This is a genomic window from Micromonospora sp. CA-244673, from assembly GCF_050948395.1.
Taxonomy (GTDB): Bacteria; Actinomycetota; Actinomycetes; order Mycobacteriales; family Micromonosporaceae; genus Micromonospora.
Window position 1 is genome coordinate 2,627,252 of record NZ_CP192019.1, and the last position, 17,984, is coordinate 2,645,235.

Below are 17,984 nucleotides of genomic sequence, written 5' to 3' on the forward strand. Positions count from 1 at the left end.
ATGGCCGAACCCCGATTCCTGGTCGTCCGCAACGACGAGGAGCAGTACTCGATCTGGTCGGCCGACCGGGACCTCCCCGCGGGCTGGCACGACACCGGCTTCGCCGGCACCCGCGAGGAGTGCCTGGCCCACGTCGACACGGTCTGGACCGACATGCGTCCCCGCTCCGTCCGCGAGGCCCACTCATGACGCGGGAGTGGACCTTCCCGGCCTCCTTCGCGCAGGAGCGCGTGTGGATGGCCAACCAGCTCGACGCCGGCTCGCCGGTGTTCAACGTGTCCGTCCCGTGGCGCTTCCCGGCCGGCCTCGACGCCGCCGCGGCCAGCGACGTGGTCAACCGGGTGGTCGCCCGGCACGAGGCGCTCCGCACCCACCTGCGGGAGGACGACGGCGCGCTCGTGCAGGTGGTTCGGGCGCACGAGCCGGTCCCGCTGCCCACCGCCGACCTGAGCCACCTGCCGGAGTCGGCGCGGCTGGCCGCGTTCGAGGCGATCCGCGCCGAGCTGGCCCGTACCCCGATCCCGCTGGACGCGCCGCCGCTGTGGCGGGCCCGGCTGGTCCGTCTCGACGGCGACTGGGCGCTGGTCTTCGTGGCGCACCACGCCGTCTTCGACAGCCATTCGGCGGTCCTGTTCCACCACGAACTCGCCGCGTTCGGCGCGGCCGCGCAGAGCGGCGCCGAGCCCGCCGTGCCCGAGCTGCCCATCCAGTACGCCGACTTCGCGGTCTGGCAGCGGGATCAGCTCACCGGGGCGGAACTGGACCGGCAGCTCGCCTTCTGGACCGGCCACCTGGCCGGCGCGCCGCCGGTGACCAACCTGCCGCTGGACCGGCCCCGCCCGGCCCAGCTCGGCTTCGCCGGCGACGAGGTGCGCTTCGACCTGCCCGACGGGCTGCTCGACCGGGTCGGCCGGCTGGCGGCCGGGGCGGCGGCCACGCCGTACATGGTGCTCCTGGCCGGTTTCGCGGCGCTGCTGTCGCGGATCTCCGGCGACACCGACGTGGTGGTCGGCGTCTCCACCGCGGGCCGGGACACCCCCGAGCTGGCCCCGCTGATCGGCATGTTCGTCAACCCGGTGGCGCTGCGCTGCGACGTCTCCGGCGACCCGTCCTTCGCCGCGCTGCTCGGCCGGGTCCGCGACGGCCTGGTCGACGCCATGGAGCACGGGCAGACCCCGTTCCAGAAGATCGTCGAGGCGGTCGACCCGCAGCGCGACCCGTCGGTGCAGCCGATCTTCCAGACGGCGCTGAACTACATCCCGGACTCCGGTCTCGACCCGGTGGAGCTGGGCACCACGAAGGACGACCTGGCCTTCGACATCACGGCCGGGGAGTGCCGCCTGGTCTACCGGACGGCGCTGTTCGACCGGGCCACCGCCGAGACGGTGGTGCGCCGGTACGTCGGGCTGCTCACCGCCGCGGTGGCCGACCCGGAGCGGACCGTCGCCGCGCTGCCGCTGCTCACCGACGCCGAGCGCGACCTGGTTCTGGGCGCCTGGAACGACACGGCCCGCGAGGTGCCGCCGGCCACCGTGGTCGACGAGGTGCAGCGGCGGGCCGCGGCCACCCCGGACGCCACGGCGCTGGTCTGCGACGGCGTGCCGCTGACGTACGCCGAGCTGAACACCGCCGCGAACCGGCTGGCCCGGCTGCTGGTGGCCCGCGGCGCTGGCCCGGAGGACCGGGTCGCGCTCGCCCTGCCCCGCTCCTGCGAGCTGGTGGTGGCGATGCTCGCCGTGCTGAAGTCCGGCGCCGCGTACGTGCCGGTGGACACCGCGTACCCGGCCGGTCGGATCGCCTACCTGCTGGAGGACGCCGCGCCGGCCCTCGTGGTGGCCACCCCGGACACGGCCGCCCTGGTGCCCGGCGGGGCGCTGGTGCTCGACGGGGAGCTCGGCGCGGACCAGCCCGACGGCGACCTGACCGACGCCGACCGGCGGGCCCCGCTGCGCCCCGAGCACCCGGCGTACGTGCTCTACACCTCCGGCTCCACGGGCCGGCCCAAGGGTGTGGTGGTGGAGCACCGGGCGGTGAGCGCCTACCTGGCCTGGGCGCGGGACACCTACCCGGGGCTGGCCGGCACCGCGCTGCTGCACTCGCCGGTCTCCTTCGACCTCACCGTCACCGGCCTGCTCGGCACGCTCACCGCCGGTGGCACGGTCCGGCTCGCGGCCATCGACGAGCCGGCCGCCCGGGCCGGCGGCCGGCCGGCCTTCCTCAAGGTCACCCCGAGCCACCTGCCGCTGCTCGACGGCGAGCTGTCGCCCACCACCGACCTGGTGATCGGCGGCGAGGCGCTCACCGGCGAGCAGCTCGCCGGCTGGCGGGCCGCCCACCCCGACGTGGCGGTCGTCAACGAGTACGGCCCGACCGAGGCCACCGTGGGCTGCGTGGCCGCCCGGACCGCCCCGGGAGAGCCGGTCCCGCCGGGCCCGGTGCCGATCGGCACGCCCACCTGGAACACCCGGGCGCTGCTGCTCGACGCCGCCCTCCAGCCGGTGCCCCCGGGCGTGGTCGGCGAGTTGTACGTGACCGGCGCCCAGCTGGCCCGCGGGTACCACCGCCGCCCCGGCCTCACCGCCGAGCGCTTCCTGCCGTGCCCCTACGGCCCGCCCGGCGCCCGGATGTACGCCACCGGCGACCTGGCCCGCTGGCGTCCCGACGGCACCCTGGACTACCTGGGCCGCCGGGACGACCAGGTCAAGGTGCGCGGCATGCGCATCGAGCTGGGCGAGGTCGAGGCCGCCCTGCTGGCCCACCCGGACGTCCGGGCGGCCGCCGCGGCGGTGCGCACCGACACCGGTGAGCCGACCCTTGTCGGCTACCTGCTCGGCCCCGCGCACGAGGACTCGGTCCGCGCCGAGCTGGCCCGCGAGCTGCCCGCGCACCTGGTGCCGGCGGCCCTGGTCCGGCTCGACGCGCTGCCGCTGACGCCGAACGGCAAGCTGGACCGGGCCGCGCTGCCCGCGCCGGCCGCCGCCGCGCCGGCGCAGGACGCCTATGTGGCGCCGCGCACCGAGGCCGAGGCCCTGGTCGCCGAGGTGTACGCCGAGATCCTCCAGGTGGAGAAGGTCGGCGCCCTGGACGACTTCTTCACCCTCGGCGGCAACTCGCTGCGCGGCATGCGGGCGATGGCCCGGATCCGTGCCGAGGTGGACGTCGACCTGCCCATGCGGGCGCTGTTCGGCAGCCCCGTGGTGGCGGACCTGGCCGCCCAGATCGAGCAGCGGATCGCCGCCGAACTCGACGGGCTCTCCGACAGCGAGGTCGCCGCGCTGCTCGCGGCGGAAGAGGAAAGCAGCTGATGACCGACCTGAAGGATCCGGCCCGCGAGGCGGCCCGGCAGGCGCTGATCGCCAAGCGACTGCGCGCCCGCCAGGCCGCCCCCGCGGCCCGGATCACCCCCCGGCCCCCCGGCACCGAGGTGCCGCTGTCGTACGCCCAGGAGCGGGTCTGGTTCATGGACCAGCTCGCCCCGGGCGAGGCGGCGTACCACATCGCGGTGCCGCTGCGGGTGCGCGGCCCGCTCGACGTCGAGGCGCTGCGCGCGGCCCTGGCCGCGCTCGCCGCCCGGCACGAGTCGCAGCGCACCCGCTTCCCGGCCGACGCCGACGGCCGCCCCACCGTGGTGGTGGAGGAGTCCGTCGAGGTGCCGCTGACCATCGTGGACGCACCGGACGAGGCGAGCGCGCAGGCGCTGGTGGACGCGGCCGCCGCCGAGCCGTTCGACCTGGCCGGCGGGCCGCTGCTGCGGGCCCTGCTGATCCGGCTGGCCGCCTGCGACGACCACATCCTCTTCCTCGGCCAGCACCACATCGTGGGCGACGGCTGGTCGGTGGACGTGCTGCTGCGCGACCTGATCACCCTCTACCGGGGCGGCGAGCCGCCCGCCCTGCCTATCCAGTACGGCGACTTCGCCGTCTGGGAGGCCGGGGAGCTGGACGGCCCGCAGGCCCGCGCGCACGTCGACTACTGGAAGGATCGGCTGGCCGGGATCACGCCGCTCGAACTGCCGCTGGACCGGCCCCGCCCGGCCACCCAGACCTACCGGGGCGACTTCGTCGAGTTCCAGCTCGACCCGGCGGCCACCGAGGCGCTCAACGCGCTCACCCGGGCCACCGGCGGCACGCTGTTCATGACGCTGCTCGCCGCGTACCAGGTGCTGCTGGCCCGGCACGCCGGTCAGGACGACTTCGCCGTCGGCGCCTCGGTGGCCGGCCGCTCCGCGCCGGAGCTGGAGAACGTCGTCGGCATGTTCATCAACATGCTGCCGCTGCGCGCCGAACTGGCCGGCGACCCCACCTTCGCGGAGCTGCTGGCGCGTACCCGGCGCACCGTGCTCGACGGCTTCGAGCACGCCGAGGTGCCGTTCGCCAAGGTGGTCCACGAGCTGGGGCTGCCCCGGGACGTCAGCCGCTCCCCGGTGTTCCAGACCATGTTCGTGCTGCAGAACTACGAGATGGGCCGGTTCCGCGGGGTGTCCCGCAGCGACGAGGTCACCTTCGAGTGGACCCCCATGGAGCTGCGGGCCACCCGGTTCGACTTCGAGCTGCACGCGGTGGAGACCGTCGACGGGCTCTGGGGCAAGCTGGTCTTCAACACCGACCTGTTCACCCGGGACACCGTCGAGCGGATGGCCCGGCGGTGGACCACGCTGCTGGCCGCGATCGTGGCCGCGCCGGACACCCCGGTCTCCCGGCTGGAGCTGCTCCCCGCCGACGAGCGGGCGCTGCTGGCCGGGTGGAACGACACGGCCGCGGACTTCCCGCGCGACGAGACCCTGCACGGCCCGATCGAGGAGCGCGCCGCGGCCACCCCGGACGCGGTCGCCGTCACCCTTGAGGGACGCAGCCTCACCTACGCGGAGCTGAACGCGGCGGCCAACCGGATCGCGCACCGGCTGCGCGCCGCCGGCGTCGGCCCGGAGACCCTGGTCGGGGTCTGCGCGGAACGCTCCGTCGAGCTGGTCGCCGGCCTGCTCGGGGTGCTCAAGGCCGGCGGCGCCTACCTGCCGCTGGACCCGGAGTACCCGGCCGACCGGCTCGCCTTCATGGTCACCGACGCGGACGCGCCGGTGGTGCTGGTCCAGGAGCACCTGCGCGACGTCCTGCCGGCCACCGCCGCCACGGTGCTCGCCCTGGACGACGCCACGGTCTGGGCCGACCAGCCGGCCACCGACCCGGTGCCCACCGCCGGTCCGCAGCACCTCGCGTACGTCATCTACACCTCCGGCTCGACCGGCCGGCCCAAGGGGGTGCCGAACACCCACCGGGGCATCGTCAACCGGCTCGACTGGATGCAGAAGACCTACGGTCTCGGCGGCGACGACGCGGTGCTCCAGAAGACCCCGGCCAGCTTCGACGTGTCGGTCTGGGAGTTCTTCTGGCCGCTGCGCACCGGCGCCCGGCTCGTGCTCGCCAAGCCCGGCGGCCACAAGGACGCCGGCTACCTGCGCGACCTGCTGGTCGCCGAGCGCATCACCACCGCCCACTTCGTACCGTCCATGCTGACCGTGTTCCTCGCCGAGGAGGGCGTCGAGGCGGCCACCGCGTTGCGCCGGGTGATCTGCTCCGGCGAGGAGCTGCCGCTGGCCTCCGCGCTCGACTTCACGGCCCGGCTGCCCTGGTGCGGCCTGCACAACCTGTACGGCCCGACCGAGGCGGCCATCGACGTCACGGCCTGGCACTGCGACCCGGCCCGGCTGGCCGGGGCGGCGAGCGTGCCGATCGGCGCGCCGATCGGCAACCTTCGGCTGCACGTGCTCGACCCGGCCGGCGCGCAGTGCCCGGTCGGGGTCGCCGGGGAACTGCACATCGGCGGCGTCGGCCTGGCCCGCGGCTACCACCGCCGGCCGGCGCTGACCGCCGAGAAGTTCGTCCCCGACCCCTTCTCCGGCGAGCCGGGCGCCCGGCTCTACCGCACCGGCGACCTGGCCCGCTGGGTCGCGGGGCCGGACGGGACCGGGGTCATCGAGTTCCTCGGCCGGATCGACCACCAGGTCAAGCTGCGCGGCCTGCGCATCGAGCTGGGCGAGATCGAGAGCGCGCTGCGCGAGCAGCCCGGGGTGACCGAGGCCGCGGTGATCGTGCGCGAGGACAGCCCCGGCGACAAGCGGCTCACCGCGTACCTGGTCGGGCCGGCCGAGCACGCGGCGCTGAAGGCGGCGCTCAAGGAGACCCTGCCGGAATACATGGTGCCGGCCGCGTTCGTCACCCTCGACGCGCTGCCGCTCACCCCGAACGGCAAGCTCGACCGCAAGGCGCTGCCCGCGCCGGTGGTCACCCGCGAGGCGTCCGTGGCGCTGGTCGAGCCCCGCGACGACACCGAGCGGGCGCTCGCCGCCATCTGGTCCGAGGTGCTCGGCGTCGACACGCTCGGCATCGACGACGACTTCTTCGACCTGGGCGGGCACTCCATGCTCGCCACCCAGGTGGTCGCGAAGATCCGCAAGGCGGAGCTGGGCGGCCGAGCGGTCGGCGTCATGGACCTGTTCCAGCAGCGGACCATCCGCGAACTGGCCGCGTTCATCTGCGGTGACGCCGCCGAGGCCGGCCCCCGGCGGCTGCTCTACGAGCTGACCAAGCCGATCCCCGCCGCCCAGCGGGTGCTCACCTACGTCTGCGTCCCGTACGGCGGCGGCAGCGCCATCGTCTACCAGCCCCTCGCCGACGCGCTCCCGGCCGGGCACGCGCTGTGGTCCCTGGCCATCCCCGGCCACGACGTGGGCCTCAGCGAGGACGCGCTGCCCTTCGACGAGCTGACCACCCGGGTGGCCGACGAGATCCTGGAACGGGTCGAGGGGCCGCTGGCCCTCTACGGCCACTGCGGCGTGGGCAGCGCCATCGTCGCCGAGGTGGCCCGCAAGGTCGAGGCGGCCGGGCGGGACCTCGACGCCGTCTACATCGGGGCCATGTTCCCGTTCGCCCGCCCGAAGGGCCTCTTCGCGGCGGCCCGCAACCGGCTCGAACAGCTGCGCAGCAACAAGCACTACGCCAGCTGGCTCAAGTCGATGGGCGTGGACACCGACGAGCTGGACCCGGAGCAGGCCGACCGGATCATCAGCAACATGCGGGCCGACTCCCGTGCCTCGGAGGAGTACTTCACCCGGCTGCTCGACCAGCGGGCCACGAAGCTGCGCGCCCCGATCATCTCGGTGGTCGGCTCCGAGGACCCGGTCACCGACTACCACCGCGAGCGGTACGCCGAGTGGCAGTTCCTCAGCGACACCCTCGGGCTGGTCGTCCTCGACCAGGCCGGGCACTTCTTCCTGAAGTACCGGGCCGAGGAACTTGCCGAGATCGTCACCCGGGTGCACCCGGCCGTGGTCGCCGGGGACGTCGCCGACCTCGGCCCGCAGGCGCGGGGCGAGGACGCGGGCTGGGCGGTCCTCGACCGGCTCCGCGTCGGCGCCGAGGAGCGGCCGGCGAGCACGACGGTCAAGCCGAGCATGGCCCGCTTCCTGTCGATCACGATCGGGCAGCTGGTGTCGAGCACCGGCTCGGCGCTGACCGCGTTCGCCCTGCCGATCTGGCTGTTCAACCGGACCGGGTCGGTGGCCGACCTGGGCCTGCTCTGGGCGCTCGCGCTGATCTGCGGCGTGCTCATGCTCCCGGTGGCCGGCGCCATCGTCGACCGGGTCAGCCGGCGCCGGATCATGATGCTGGCCAGCTCCGTCGCCGGGTCGATCCAGCTGGTCCTGGCCACCCTGCTGTGGACCGACAACCTGGTGCTCTGGCACATCTACCTGCTGGTCGCGCTCAGCTCGGTCGCCGGGTCGTTCCAGCGGATCGCGTTCCAGTCGGCGGTGCCACAGCTCGTGCCCAAGCGCTACCTGGGCCACGCCATGGGCATCACCCAGCTCTCCACCGGCACGGCCACCCTGCTCATGCCGGTCTTCGCCGCCGGCCTGCTCGCCGCGATCGACCTGAAGGGCATCCTGCTCATCGACGTGGCCAGCTACGTGATCGCCGTACTCGCCCTGGCCCTGGTGCGCTTCCCCGACCTGCTCGGCTGGCGGCCCCGGGAACGGCTGCTGGTCGCCATCGCCAACGGGATGCGCTACTCCTGGCAGCACCGCGGCTTCCGGCTGATGCTCGGCTACTTCGCGCTCGGCAACATCTTCCTCGCTCCCGCGCTGGTGCTCACCACCCCGCTGGTGCTCTCCTTCGGCAGCCCGACCCAGGTGGCCCAGGTGGCACTCGCCGAGGCGGTCGGCGCGGTGGCCGGCGGGGTGCTCATGTCGCTCTGGGGCGGGCCGCGCCGCCGCCGGATGATCGGCGTGTTGATCGGCAACCTGGGCACCGCGATCGGTTGCGTGCTGATCGGCCTGGACGCCTCGCTCGCGATGATCTGCGTGGGCATGTGTTGGCTGGCCATGGCGATGACCACCGCGCAGTCCATCTACGCGACCATCGTCCAGGTCAAGGTGCCGCAGCGCTTCCACGGCCGGGTGTTCAGCCTCAACCAGACCATCGCCTGGTCCACCCTGCCCATCGGGTTCGCGCTGCTCGCGCCGGGCGCCACCGCCCTGTTCGAGCCGATGCTCGCCCCGGGCGGGGCCCTCGCCGGGTCGGTGGGCGCGGTGCTCGGCACCGGACCGGGCCGCGGCATCGGTTTCGCGTACGTCTGCTTCGGGGTGGTCCTGATCCTCATCACCCTGGGCGGCTTCGCGATCCGCCTGCTGCGCCGCTTCGACCTGGAGGTCGAGGACTCGCTGCCCGACGACCTGATCGGCGCGCAGGAGCGGGAGCGGCGGCTGGCCGCCCGGGCCGCCGAGCGGGAGAAGGTGGCCGCCTAGGCCGGTGGGGGCCTCCGGCGGCAACCGGAGGCCCCCACGCTCACCACCGCGCCGGCGGGTCCGCCGCCTCGTCCTCGGGCAGTTCCGCCGGCTCGGCCACCCACCCCGAGTAGACCGGCAGCCCGTGCCACGGCCCGCCCGCGTCGTCGGTGGCCACCGCCACCACCGCGTACGGGTGCCCGAACCGCAGCTCCGCGACCCGCGCGACGCCCTCGGGCGGCAGCCCGGTCGGAACGGCGAACGCGGTCACCGCGGCGGCCTCGAAGCCGTACCGCCCGAACCGGGCCACCGCCGACTGCACCGCCTCGAACGGCGGCTCCGCCAGCCCGAGCAGCGCGCCCAGGGCCCGCGCCGCCCCGTCGAACCCGAACCCGGCCGGGGCCAGGTCGTGCCGGCTCTCCGCCGACCAGCAGGGCAGCACCGCCTCGGCCCGCTCCTCCCGGCCGTCCCGGGCGAACGTCCGGGTCGGCTCCTCCCGCAGCGTCCACAGCGGCGTCTCGCCCAGCGACAGGTCGAACAGCGACCGGCGGCCCGGTTCGGCCCCGCCCGGGACGGTGGCGGCCGTCGCGGCGAGGTCCTGCGCGGCGGCCAGCACGTCCGCCGCCGGCACGTCCGGCGCGGCGGCCACCGACACCACCAGCAGCCCGGCCCCGCCGTCCGCCGGCCGGGCCGGCGCGGCGTGCACCGCCACGTCGCCGGCCCGGTCGGTGGCCGCCACCCAGCAGCGGTGCCCCCACGGTGGCGTGCGCAGCACCCGCCGCAGCCGGCCGGCCCAGGCGCTGCCGGCCCCCAGCTCACCGGAGGGCGCCACCCGGAACGGGTCGGCCCAGGACACCCGGGTGGCCAGCGCGCTGGCCAGGATCAGCAGGGTGTCCGGCGTGACGGCGACCGGAAACTGCTCGATCAGGCCGCCGGTGCGCTCCCGGGCCCAGGCGTCCAGCGCCGGCTGGTCGGGCAGCGGGCCCCGCTCGGTGCGCTCCGGCAGGCCGGCCCGCCAGCCGGCCAACTGCTCGAAGGGGGTCCGCTCCCACAGCGCGGTGGCCGCGGCGACCAGCGGGTGCGGCTCGGCGAGCAGCGCGCGGGCCGCCGCGGCGGCGTCGTCCGCGTCGGTGCCGAGCGCCTCGGTGAGGATCGCGCGGGCCTCGCCGGTGGCCGCCGGACCGGTCAGCGCGAGCAGCAGCCAGGCGCCCAGCGGCGAGGCGACGTGGTGGGCGGCGCCGGCGGCGCGGTGCAGCCGCTCGGCGTAGTGGGCCAGGGGTGCGTGGAGAGGATTCACCGCTCCACTGTGCCGGTCGGCGGCGCGGCCGGCACGCCGGTCAGGACCACAGCTCGAACGGCTCGTCGATCTCCTCGCCGGCCAGGAACGCCGGCAGCAGCTCCGGCAGCCGCCCCGGGTAGCAGCGCGGCCGGTCGGCGACCACCTCGGCCACCGGCCACCAACGGAACCCGAAGTAGTCCTCCACCTCGTAGTCCAGCCGGTCCGCCTCGTCCACGTCCGGTCCCGGCCCGGGCAGCCGCACCGGCACCACCACCTCGTCCTGGAGGTGCCGCCGCTGCCGGTGCCGGAAACTGGCCCGCCGCCGCCAGGTCGGCGCGCCCACCTGGGCCGGCGCGACCACGATGCCGGTCTCCTCGCGCAACTCCCGTACGGCCGCCTCCAGGTAGGTCTCTCCGGCGTCGAGGCCGCCACCGGGCAGCTCCCACCAGGTGCCCAGCACGGGATGGTCCGGGTCGCGGGTGTGGAACAGCAGCAGCCGGTCGGTGGTGTCCAGCACCACGAGCCGGACCGCCTGCCGCTCGAACAACGGCAGGTCGCGGGGCAGATCCGGATGCACGGCACTCCCTTCCGCCGGGGCGGCGGCACCCGGCCCGGCGCCCGCCCAGGCTATCGGGCCGTGATCGTCGCCGTGATCCGCGCCCGGCACGGCGGGCTCGCCGCCCCGTTCGGACCCCGGTCAGCCGGTGCCGCTGGCCACCTCGGTGTGCCGCAGCCGGACCGGAGTGCCCCGGCGCAGCGAGTTGGGGACCTCCGCGATGGCGTCGACCCGGGCCACGAGGTCGCGCAGCCGCTCGTCGGTCGCGTCGCCCTCGACCCGCACGTCGTAGCCGACCTCGGTGGAGACCGCCGGGTCACCGGTGAAGTCGCCGTGCACGGTCACCTCGACCCGGTGCAGCGTGATTCCGGCCGCCCGCGCCTCGCGGAACAGGTCGTTCGAGACGCAGCCGGCGACCGCCAGGTAGAGCAGCTGCCCGCCGTTGAAGCCCAGCCCGTCCCCGCCGCCGTCCGCCGGGCGGTCCACCACCAGCGTGAACGGGCCCGCCGCGCCGATCGCCGCGGGCCGGCCCGGCAGGCTGCGCGTGCGTACCTCGAAGGTCATCTCGACCACCTCCGCTTCCGACCAGGCCCGAGTCAACCACCCCGGGCCGGCCGGCGGCGATCGGCGCTTCAGTCGGAACCCGCGGCGACCACCCGGGCCACCTCCGCCGCCGCGCGCCCCTTCCGGGCCGGGAGATAGGCTGCCCGCCGTGGCAAGTCTGTTGAGGAACGTGGCGTCGCGGCTCGGCCGGATCACCGGGGGCGCGGCCGCGCCCACCCCTACCGCCCGGCCGATCCCGGCCCAGGTCGCCCGGCGCCGCCAGGTCAGCGCGTTGCAGCGGCGCGAGCTGGCGTACGCGCCGGAGCTGGACGGCCAGGCCGACCCGGGGGAGATCGTGTGGACCTGGGTGCCCTACGAGGACGACCCCCGGCAGGGCAAGGACCGCCCGGTGCTGGTGGTGGGCCGGCAGAGCCGCACCCTGTTCGGGCTGATGCTGTCCAGCCAGAGCGACCGGAACGGCCAGCGGCACTGGCTGGCACTGGGCCCGGGGGAGTGGGACCGGGACCAGCGGCCCAGCTGGGTGCGCCTGGACCGGGTGCTCACCATGCGCGAGGACAGCATCCGCCGCGAGGGCGCGGTGCTGGACCGGCGGCGGTTCGACCGGGTGGGTCAGGCGCTGCGGGCCGGCTACGGCTGGCGCTGACAGGCGGGCGGAGCGCCCGCTCGTGGCCCGGGCCGCCGGGGAGTCCCGGCCGGGCTGACCGCCGGCCGGTTCAGTACTCGCCGACGAGCTGGCGGGCCGCGCGGGCGGCGCCGACCGTCTTGGCCTGGTACATGGCCGCGTCGGCCCGGCACAGCGCGTCGGTGAGCTGGGCGGGGCCGTGCACCGGGGCGAGCCCCACCGAGGCGGTCACCCGCACGCTGCGGGCGCCCAGCGGGATGGGCGCGGCGAGCGCCTCGCAGAGCCGGCGGGTGGCGTGCTCGATCCAGCGCCGGTCCACCGTCGGGCTGACCAGCAGGCCGGCGAACTCGTCGCCGCCGAGCCGGGCGACCAGGTTGTCCCCGGCGAACGCGGCCAGCCGCTGCGCCACGCTGACCAGCACCTGGTCACCCGCGGCGTGCCCGTATCGGTCGTTGACCTGCTTGAAGTCGTCGAGGTCGAGCACGATCGCCACCAGCGGCTTGCCGGCGGCGTCGGTGAGCAGGGTGGCGGCCAGCCGGAAGAAGGCCCGCCGGTTGGGCAGCCCGGTGAGCGGGTCGTGGCTGGCCGCGTGCCGCTCGGCCTCCAGCTCGGCGTGGAGCAGCTCGATCTCGGCCTCGGCGCGCAGCGCCCGGCGGCGCAGTTGCCAGGCGGAGACCAGGGCGCCAGCTGCGGAGATGCCGGAGGCGACGGTCATCGGATCCGGCACGCGCCCTCCCTCACGGCGACCCGGCCTCGCCGGACGGTGCCGGGCCGGACCTGTTCTGTCTGCTCGCAACCGGGATCCGGGTAACCGAACGTGAACGTCCGGGTACACCGCACGTGCGATATCATGCTCGCTGTCCATTGCAGATGCAATAGCAGATGCACGTGCATCTCCGTCCTCAGTAGACGGCCCCCGTCGCCACCCACCGCTCCTCCCCGCGGCACCGGCTGGCTCTTCCCGCGAAGGACGCCCCCATGCGACCCCCCTCGAACGGCGTACCCACCAGCGAGTTGCCGCCGGTGCGGTGGCAGAAGAGCCGGCGCAGCAACCCGAGCGGCAACTGCGTCGAGCTGGCCGAGCTGCCCGACGGCGGCGGCATCGCGGTGCGCAACTCCCGGCACCCCGAGGGTCCGGCGCTCATCTACACGGTCGACGAGATCGCCGCTTTCGTGCTCGGCGCTCGCGACGGCGACTTCGACCACCTGATCGCCCGCCCGCCGTCCCGCTGACGGGACCGCATCCTCCGTCCGGAGGAGTTCACCTCACTGTCGGTCCATGGCATGCTTACTCCTCGCCGGGCTGGGTGTCCGGTCAGGACAGTCGGCAGAGGACGGCCAGGTGACGACGGTGCCCGTCGAGGGAGCCCCGACCAGCGGTCCGACCGTGCTGCGCATGCTGCTCGGTGCGCAGCTGCGCCGGCTCCGGGAGGGCGCCGGGGTGAGCCGGGAGAGCGCCGGCTGGGAGATCCGCGCCTCCGAATCCAAGATCAGCCGGATGGAGCTGGGCCGGGTCGGCTTCAAGGAGCGCGACGTCGCCGACCTGCTCACCCTCTACGGCGTCGCCGCGCCCGACGAGCGGGCGGCGCTGCTCCGGCTCGCCCGCGACGCGAACAGCCCCGGCTGGTGGCAGCGCTACGGTGACGTGCTGCCCGGCTGGTTCCAGTCCTACCTGGGGCTGGAGGCCGCCGCCGCGCTGATCCGCACGTACGAGGTGCAGTTCGTCCCGGGGCTGCTCCAGACCCCCGCGTACGCCCGGGCGGTGGTCCTGCTCGGCCACCACGGCGCCCCGCCGGCGGAGGTCGACCGCCGCGTGCGCCTGCGGATGGAGCGCCAGGAGCTGCTGCGCCGCAGCGATCCGCCGCAGCTCTGGGCGGTGCTCGACGAGGCGGTGCTGCGGCGGCCCGTCGGTGGTCCGGCGGTCATGCGCGAGCAGGTCGACGCGCTCATCGAGGCGACGGCCGCGCCGCACGTCCGGCTCCAGATCGTCCCGTTCGCCGCCGGTGGGCACGCCGCCGCCGGAGGCGCCTTCAGCATCCTGCGCTTCGGTGACGAGGACCTGTCGGACATCGTCTACATCGAGCAGTTGACCAGCGCGGTCTATCTCGACAAGCGCGACGACCTCGACCACTACGCGACGGCGATGGAGCGGCTCTGCGGCGAGGCCGCACCGCCCGAGCGCACCCCCGAGCTGCTGGTCCGCATCCGGGACGAGCTCTACCCGGCCTGACGGGACGGTTTCCGGTTGACGCCCGCCGAGGGGCGGAGTAGGTTCTGAATCGATACAGTACTGAATCGATTCAGAAGGGCAGACCGGTGAAGCCGACCCTGCAGGACGTCGCGAACGCGGTGGGCGTCTCCCGCAGCACCGTCTCCAACGCCTACAGCCGGCCCGACCAGCTCTCCGCCGCGCTGCGGGCGAAGATCCTCGACGCCGCGCGCCGCCTCGGCTACCCCGGCCCCGACCCGACCGCCCGCTCGCTGCGCCGCGGCTTCGTCGGCGCGATCGGCGTCCTGTTCACCTCCGAGCTGTCCTACGCGTTCACCGACCCGTTCGCGGTGCGCTTCCTCGCCGGCGTCGGCGAGGTGGCCCAGCAGCACGGCACCAGCCTGCTGCTGGTGCCCCTGCCCGCCGAGCGCGACCGGGCCCGGGCCGCCGTGGACAACGCCGCCGTCGACGGTTTCTGCGTCTACTGCGTCGGCGACGAGGAGCACGTGCTCGGGGCGATCCGGGACCGCGGGCTGCCCCTCGTCACCACCGCACCCGCGGCGGCCGGCCCCGCCGACCGCTTCGTCGGCATCGACGAGCGGGCCGCGGCCCGGTCCGTCGCCGCCCACGTCGCCGGCCTCGGACACCGGCGGGTGGTCCTGCTCGGCGACACCGTGCTGCCCGACGCGCCGCCCGGGCCGCTGCGGCTGGCCGATCCCGGCGACGCCCCCCGCCCCACGACCCACGGCCGGCTCACCGGCTTCGCCGACGCGTTCGCCGCCGTCGGCGTCCCCTGGCCGCAGATCACCGTGGTCAACGCCACCGGCAACAGCCGGGCCGCCGCCGCCGCGGCCATCGCACCGGTGCTGGCCGGCGACGACCCGCCCACGGCCGTACTGGCCTGCTCCGACGTGCTGGCGCTCGGAGTGCTCGACGCGGCCGGCCCGCATTCGGGCCTCTCGGTCACCGGCTTCGACGACGTCGCCGAGGCCGCCGACGCGGGCCTGACCACCGTCCGGCAGCCGGCCGAGGAGAAGGGCCGGCTCGCCGCCGCGCTGCTGCTGGAGCCGCCGGCCGACCCGGCCGGCGGCCACCTCCTGCTCCCCACCGATCTCGTCGTCCGGACCTCCACCGGTCCCGTCCCCAGGAGTTGACCATGGAACACTCCACCGGATTCGTCCTCGCCGTCGACGCCGTGACGCGGCACGTGAACTCCGCCCGCCCCGACGCCCCGATCCGTCCCGACCGGCCCCGCGCGCCCCGGCTGGCGCCCACCCGGCTGGCCACCGCGGCGGCCCTGCGCCGCCTCGCCGACCGGATGGAGCCCCGCCCCGCCGCGCGCCCCACCTGCCAGTCCTGACTCCCGGCCGGTGGCCGGCGCCACCCGGATCGGCCCGGAACCGCCCGATCGGCGCGGAACCGGGCACCGGGTTGGGTGCTGCCCCGCCGGCCAGGCACACTGGACCACCATGTCGCCGTTCACGCCCTCGCTGCGCCTGCACGATCGGTACGTCCTGCGCCAGCGCATCGGGCTCGGCGGGATGTCCGAGGTGTGGCGCGCCGACGACGAGGTGCTGCACCGCCCCGTCGCGGTCAAGGCCCTCGCCACCCAGCTCGCCGCCGACCCGCAGCTGCGCGCCACCATCCAGCGCGAGGCCCGCGCCGCGGCGCGGCTCACGCACCCGCACGTGACCCAGGTGTACGACTACGGCGAGGCCACCCTCCCCGACGCCTCGGTGGTGCCCTACCTGGTGATGGAGCTGGTCGAGGGGCAGACCCTCGCCGACCGGCTGACCGCCGGGCCGCTCGCCTGGCCGGAGGCCGTCCGGCTGGCCGGGCAGATCGCCGCCGCCCTCGCCGCCGCACACCGGATCGGCGTGGTGCACCGGGACATCAAGCCCGGCAACGTGATGCTCACCGAGACCGGGGCGAAGGTGCTCGACTTCGGCATCGCCACCCTGGCCGGGCCGCGGCACCCCCTCGCCGGGCAGACCGGCGAGCTGCTCATGGGCACCCCGGCGTACTTCGCGCCGGAACGGATGACCCCCGGCCCCGCGAACCCGGCCAGCGACGTGTACGCCCTCGGCGCCCTGCTCTACCGCACCCTCACCGGGCGCGCCCCACTGCCCGTGCAGACCTGGGACGACGTGCTCGACGTGCGGGCCCACCGGCCCCCGGTGCCGCCGCTGCGCATCCCCGGGCTGCCCGCCGACGTCGCCGAGCTCACCCTGGCCTGCCTGGCCGTGGACCCGGCGCGGCGCCCCACCGCCGCCCAGCTCGCCACCCGCCTCGGCGCCGGCCAGCCGGCCGACCCGCCGACCGCGATCCTGCCCACCGTGTCCCGGCCGGAACACCCGCCGACGCTGATCGAGCGGGCCCCCCGCCCGGTCCCGCCGCCGCCCGCGCGCCCGGCCGCCCGATCGAACCGCCTCGTCGGAGCGCTGGTCGCCGCCGGGGTGGTGCTGCTGCTCGCCCTGGTCGGCACGCTGCTGCTCGACCACAACTCCGACACACCGACCGGCACCGGGCCGGTCGCCGGCCCGTCGACCGGTCCCTCGACCGACACGGCGCCGGCCGAGGAGCCGAGCCCGTCGACGCCGTCCGGTCCGGCCACCTCCGGCCCGCCCGACACCCGGCCCGCGCCGGTCACCCTGCGCCAGCTCGCCGCGCAGTTCGCCGACGTGGTCGACCAGGCCGTGGGCGACGGCCGGATCGAGCCGAAGACCGCGAACGACCTGCGCGAGAAGGCCGCCGAGCTGGATCGCGGCAAGCCCAAGGACCGGGCGAAGCGGGTCGACGACCTGCGCGAGCGCATCGACGACCTGGCCGAGGACGGCAAGCTCGACGACGGCACGGCCGCCGCCCTCCAGGACCTTCTCGACAGCTACGCGGGGCTGCGCGGGGGCGGCCGGGGCGAGGGCTGAGCCGGCCCCTCAGGCCAGCTGCACCGGGTCACCCGCCCGGACCTGCCCGGGATGCACCACCTGCGCGTACGCGCCGACGCACGGCTGCGGCGCCAGCCCGTCCAGCGGCACCACCCGGTTCAATCTGGCCGGGACGCGCAGCGCCTCCGGGTCGCGGGGGAGCGTGCCGTGCGCCAGCGTCGGCACCGCGCAGCGGGGCGTAGGGGCCAGCACCCGCAGCACCAGCTCGGCGCCGATCCGCAGCTCCCGACCCGGCCAGTCGTTCTCCTCGAACCCGGCGCCGGCGGTGTCCACCACCAGGTTCGGCCGGTAGCGCACCGGGTCCACCGCGCCGGACGGCAGCTCCGCCCCGATCCGCCGCAGCGTCGCGGTGGTCAGCAGGTGCACCGGGGCGAAGTCGACGAAGCCGCCCGGCGGCGCCGCGCCCCCGAGCCGTCCCTCGTCCACCGGCACCGGCACGGCCACCCCCGCGGCGAGCACCTCCTCCGGTCGGGACCGTTCGAGCACCGCGTCCGGCGGTGGGGTGCCGACCAGCGTCACCGGCGTGCCGAGCAGCGCGGAGAGCACGTCGTTCACCCCGTCGTCGCCGGCCGCCACGCTCCGGCCGTCCGGCAGCGCGATCCGCACCGCGCCGTCGCCGCCGGTGGCCCGCCAGGTGGTCAGCGCCCGCCACCGGTACGGGTTCTTGGCGCTCGCCACCTTCCCGGTCTCCCGGTGCAGCAGGGCGAGCCGCCGGTCCCCGGCCAGCCCGGCCGCGTCCACGGCCACCGCGTCGAGATCCTCACCCAGCAACGACTTCACCGGGTAACGCCGAAGGCCCACCACGCGACCGATCACCGGCCGCCACCCGTCGCCTCGGTCCCCACCCGTCGCCTCGGTTCCCACCCGTCATCGCCTCCCCGTCTCGGAGCCACCGTAGGTCACCGGGCCGACGGCCGGCGGATCCCGGAAGAACGACGCCCCCGACAGCATCGCGACCAGGTAGGCGATGCCCAGCCGGCCGTCCCGTACGCAGTGGAGGGTCGTCGGGACGCGTCCCCGGCGCACGTCCTGT

General features: G+C 75.6%; 15 protein-coding genes. 9 read left to right on the forward strand and 6 right to left on the reverse strand.

The window, feature by feature from the left end; all coding sequences use genetic code 11:
- The 3 genes from ACQP12_RS12265 to ACQP12_RS12275 are packed head-to-tail and all read left to right on the forward strand — an operon-like array spanning window position 1 to window position 8,797.
- Complete coding sequence (locus ACQP12_RS12265) at window positions 1–189, forward strand: MbtH family protein (protein WP_357944658.1); 189 nt, start codon at window positions 1–3, stop codon at window positions 187–189.
- Complete coding sequence (locus tag ACQP12_RS12270) at window positions 186–3,305, forward strand: non-ribosomal peptide synthetase (protein WP_433287555.1); 3,120 nt, start codon at window positions 186–188, stop codon at window positions 3,303–3,305. The genes ACQP12_RS12265 and ACQP12_RS12270 overlap by 4 nt, the downstream gene beginning before the upstream one ends.
- The gene (locus ACQP12_RS12275; protein ID WP_433287557.1) at window positions 3,305–8,797 is read left to right on the forward strand and encodes an amino acid adenylation domain-containing protein; all 5,493 of its coding nucleotides are present in this window, start codon (window positions 3,305–3,307) and stop codon (window positions 8,795–8,797) included. The genes ACQP12_RS12270 and ACQP12_RS12275 overlap by 1 nt, the downstream gene beginning before the upstream one ends.
- Window positions 8,798–8,837: 40 nt before the next feature.
- Here the strand turns inward: ACQP12_RS12275 and ACQP12_RS12280 are convergent, their stop codons facing one another.
- From ACQP12_RS12280 to ACQP12_RS12290, 3 genes are all read right to left on the reverse strand, one after another.
- A complete protein-coding gene (locus ACQP12_RS12280) occupies window positions 8,838–10,073 on the reverse strand; it encodes a hypothetical protein (RefSeq protein ID WP_433287559.1) in 1,236 nt (411 codons plus the stop codon).
- A gap of 40 nt (window positions 10,074–10,113) precedes the next feature.
- Entirely contained in the window at window positions 10,114–10,632 is a 519-nt protein-coding gene (locus ACQP12_RS12285; RefSeq protein WP_433287561.1) for an NUDIX hydrolase, read from the reverse strand.
- Window positions 10,633–10,752: 120 nt separating this feature from the next.
- Window positions 10,753–11,175, reverse strand: coding sequence for an OsmC family protein (locus ACQP12_RS12290; RefSeq protein WP_433287563.1), 423 nt, complete (start codon window positions 11,173–11,175; stop codon window positions 10,753–10,755).
- A 148-nt stretch (window positions 11,176–11,323) separates the two neighbouring features.
- Between ACQP12_RS12290 and ACQP12_RS12295 the strand changes: the two genes are divergently transcribed.
- Window positions 11,324–11,818 carry a type II toxin-antitoxin system PemK/MazF family toxin gene (locus ACQP12_RS12295; RefSeq protein WP_433287565.1) on the forward strand — a complete coding sequence of 165 codons (495 nt, stop codon included), beginning with the start codon at window positions 11,324–11,326 and terminating at the stop codon, window positions 11,816–11,818.
- Between the two features lie 70 nt (window positions 11,819–11,888).
- Here ACQP12_RS12295 and ACQP12_RS12300 read toward each other — a convergent pair whose 3' ends face one another.
- Window positions 11,889–12,524 (reverse strand): GGDEF domain-containing protein, encoded by a 636-nt coding sequence (locus ACQP12_RS12300; protein ID WP_357944675.1) that lies wholly within the window; start codon window positions 12,522–12,524, stop codon window positions 11,889–11,891.
- Between the two features lie 251 nt (window positions 12,525–12,775).
- On the opposite strand from ACQP12_RS12300, the gene ACQP12_RS12305 reads away from it, so the two are divergent.
- From ACQP12_RS12305 to ACQP12_RS12325, 5 genes are all read left to right on the forward strand, one after another.
- Window positions 12,776–13,030: a DUF397 domain-containing protein gene (locus ACQP12_RS12305; protein WP_433287567.1), complete on the forward strand. Its 255-nt coding sequence runs from the start codon at window positions 12,776–12,778 to the stop codon at window positions 13,028–13,030.
- A 109-nt stretch (window positions 13,031–13,139) separates the two neighbouring features.
- The gene (locus ACQP12_RS12310; RefSeq protein WP_433287569.1) at window positions 13,140–14,027 is read left to right on the forward strand and encodes a helix-turn-helix domain-containing protein; all 888 of its coding nucleotides are present in this window, start codon (window positions 13,140–13,142) and stop codon (window positions 14,025–14,027) included.
- Window positions 14,028–14,113: 86 nt separating this feature from the next.
- Window positions 14,114–15,160 carry a LacI family DNA-binding transcriptional regulator gene (locus tag ACQP12_RS12315; protein ID WP_433287571.1) on the forward strand — a complete coding sequence of 349 codons (1,047 nt, stop codon included), beginning with the start codon at window positions 14,114–14,116 and terminating at the stop codon, window positions 15,158–15,160.
- A gap of 2 nt (window positions 15,161–15,162) precedes the next feature.
- Window positions 15,163–15,366, forward strand: coding sequence for a hypothetical protein (locus ACQP12_RS12320; RefSeq protein ID WP_357944685.1), 204 nt, complete (start codon window positions 15,163–15,165; stop codon window positions 15,364–15,366).
- Between the two features lie 109 nt (window positions 15,367–15,475).
- On the forward strand, window positions 15,476–16,930 hold the full coding sequence (locus ACQP12_RS12325) for a protein kinase domain-containing protein (protein WP_433287574.1): 1,455 nt from the start codon (window positions 15,476–15,478) through the stop codon (window positions 16,928–16,930).
- A gap of 9 nt (window positions 16,931–16,939) precedes the next feature.
- On the opposite strand, the gene ACQP12_RS12330 is transcribed toward ACQP12_RS12325, so the two are convergent.
- Together ACQP12_RS12330 and ACQP12_RS12335 are read right to left on the reverse strand one after the other, a co-directional pair.
- On the reverse strand, window positions 16,940–17,731 hold the full coding sequence (locus ACQP12_RS12330; RefSeq protein ID WP_433287576.1) for an MOSC domain-containing protein: 792 nt from the start codon (window positions 17,729–17,731) through the stop codon (window positions 16,940–16,942).
- Between the two features lie 87 nt (window positions 17,732–17,818).
- Window positions 17,819–17,977: a hypothetical protein gene (locus ACQP12_RS12335; protein WP_433287578.1), complete on the reverse strand. Its 159-nt coding sequence runs from the start codon at window positions 17,975–17,977 to the stop codon at window positions 17,819–17,821.
- Window positions 17,978–17,984: the final 7 nt, after the last annotated feature.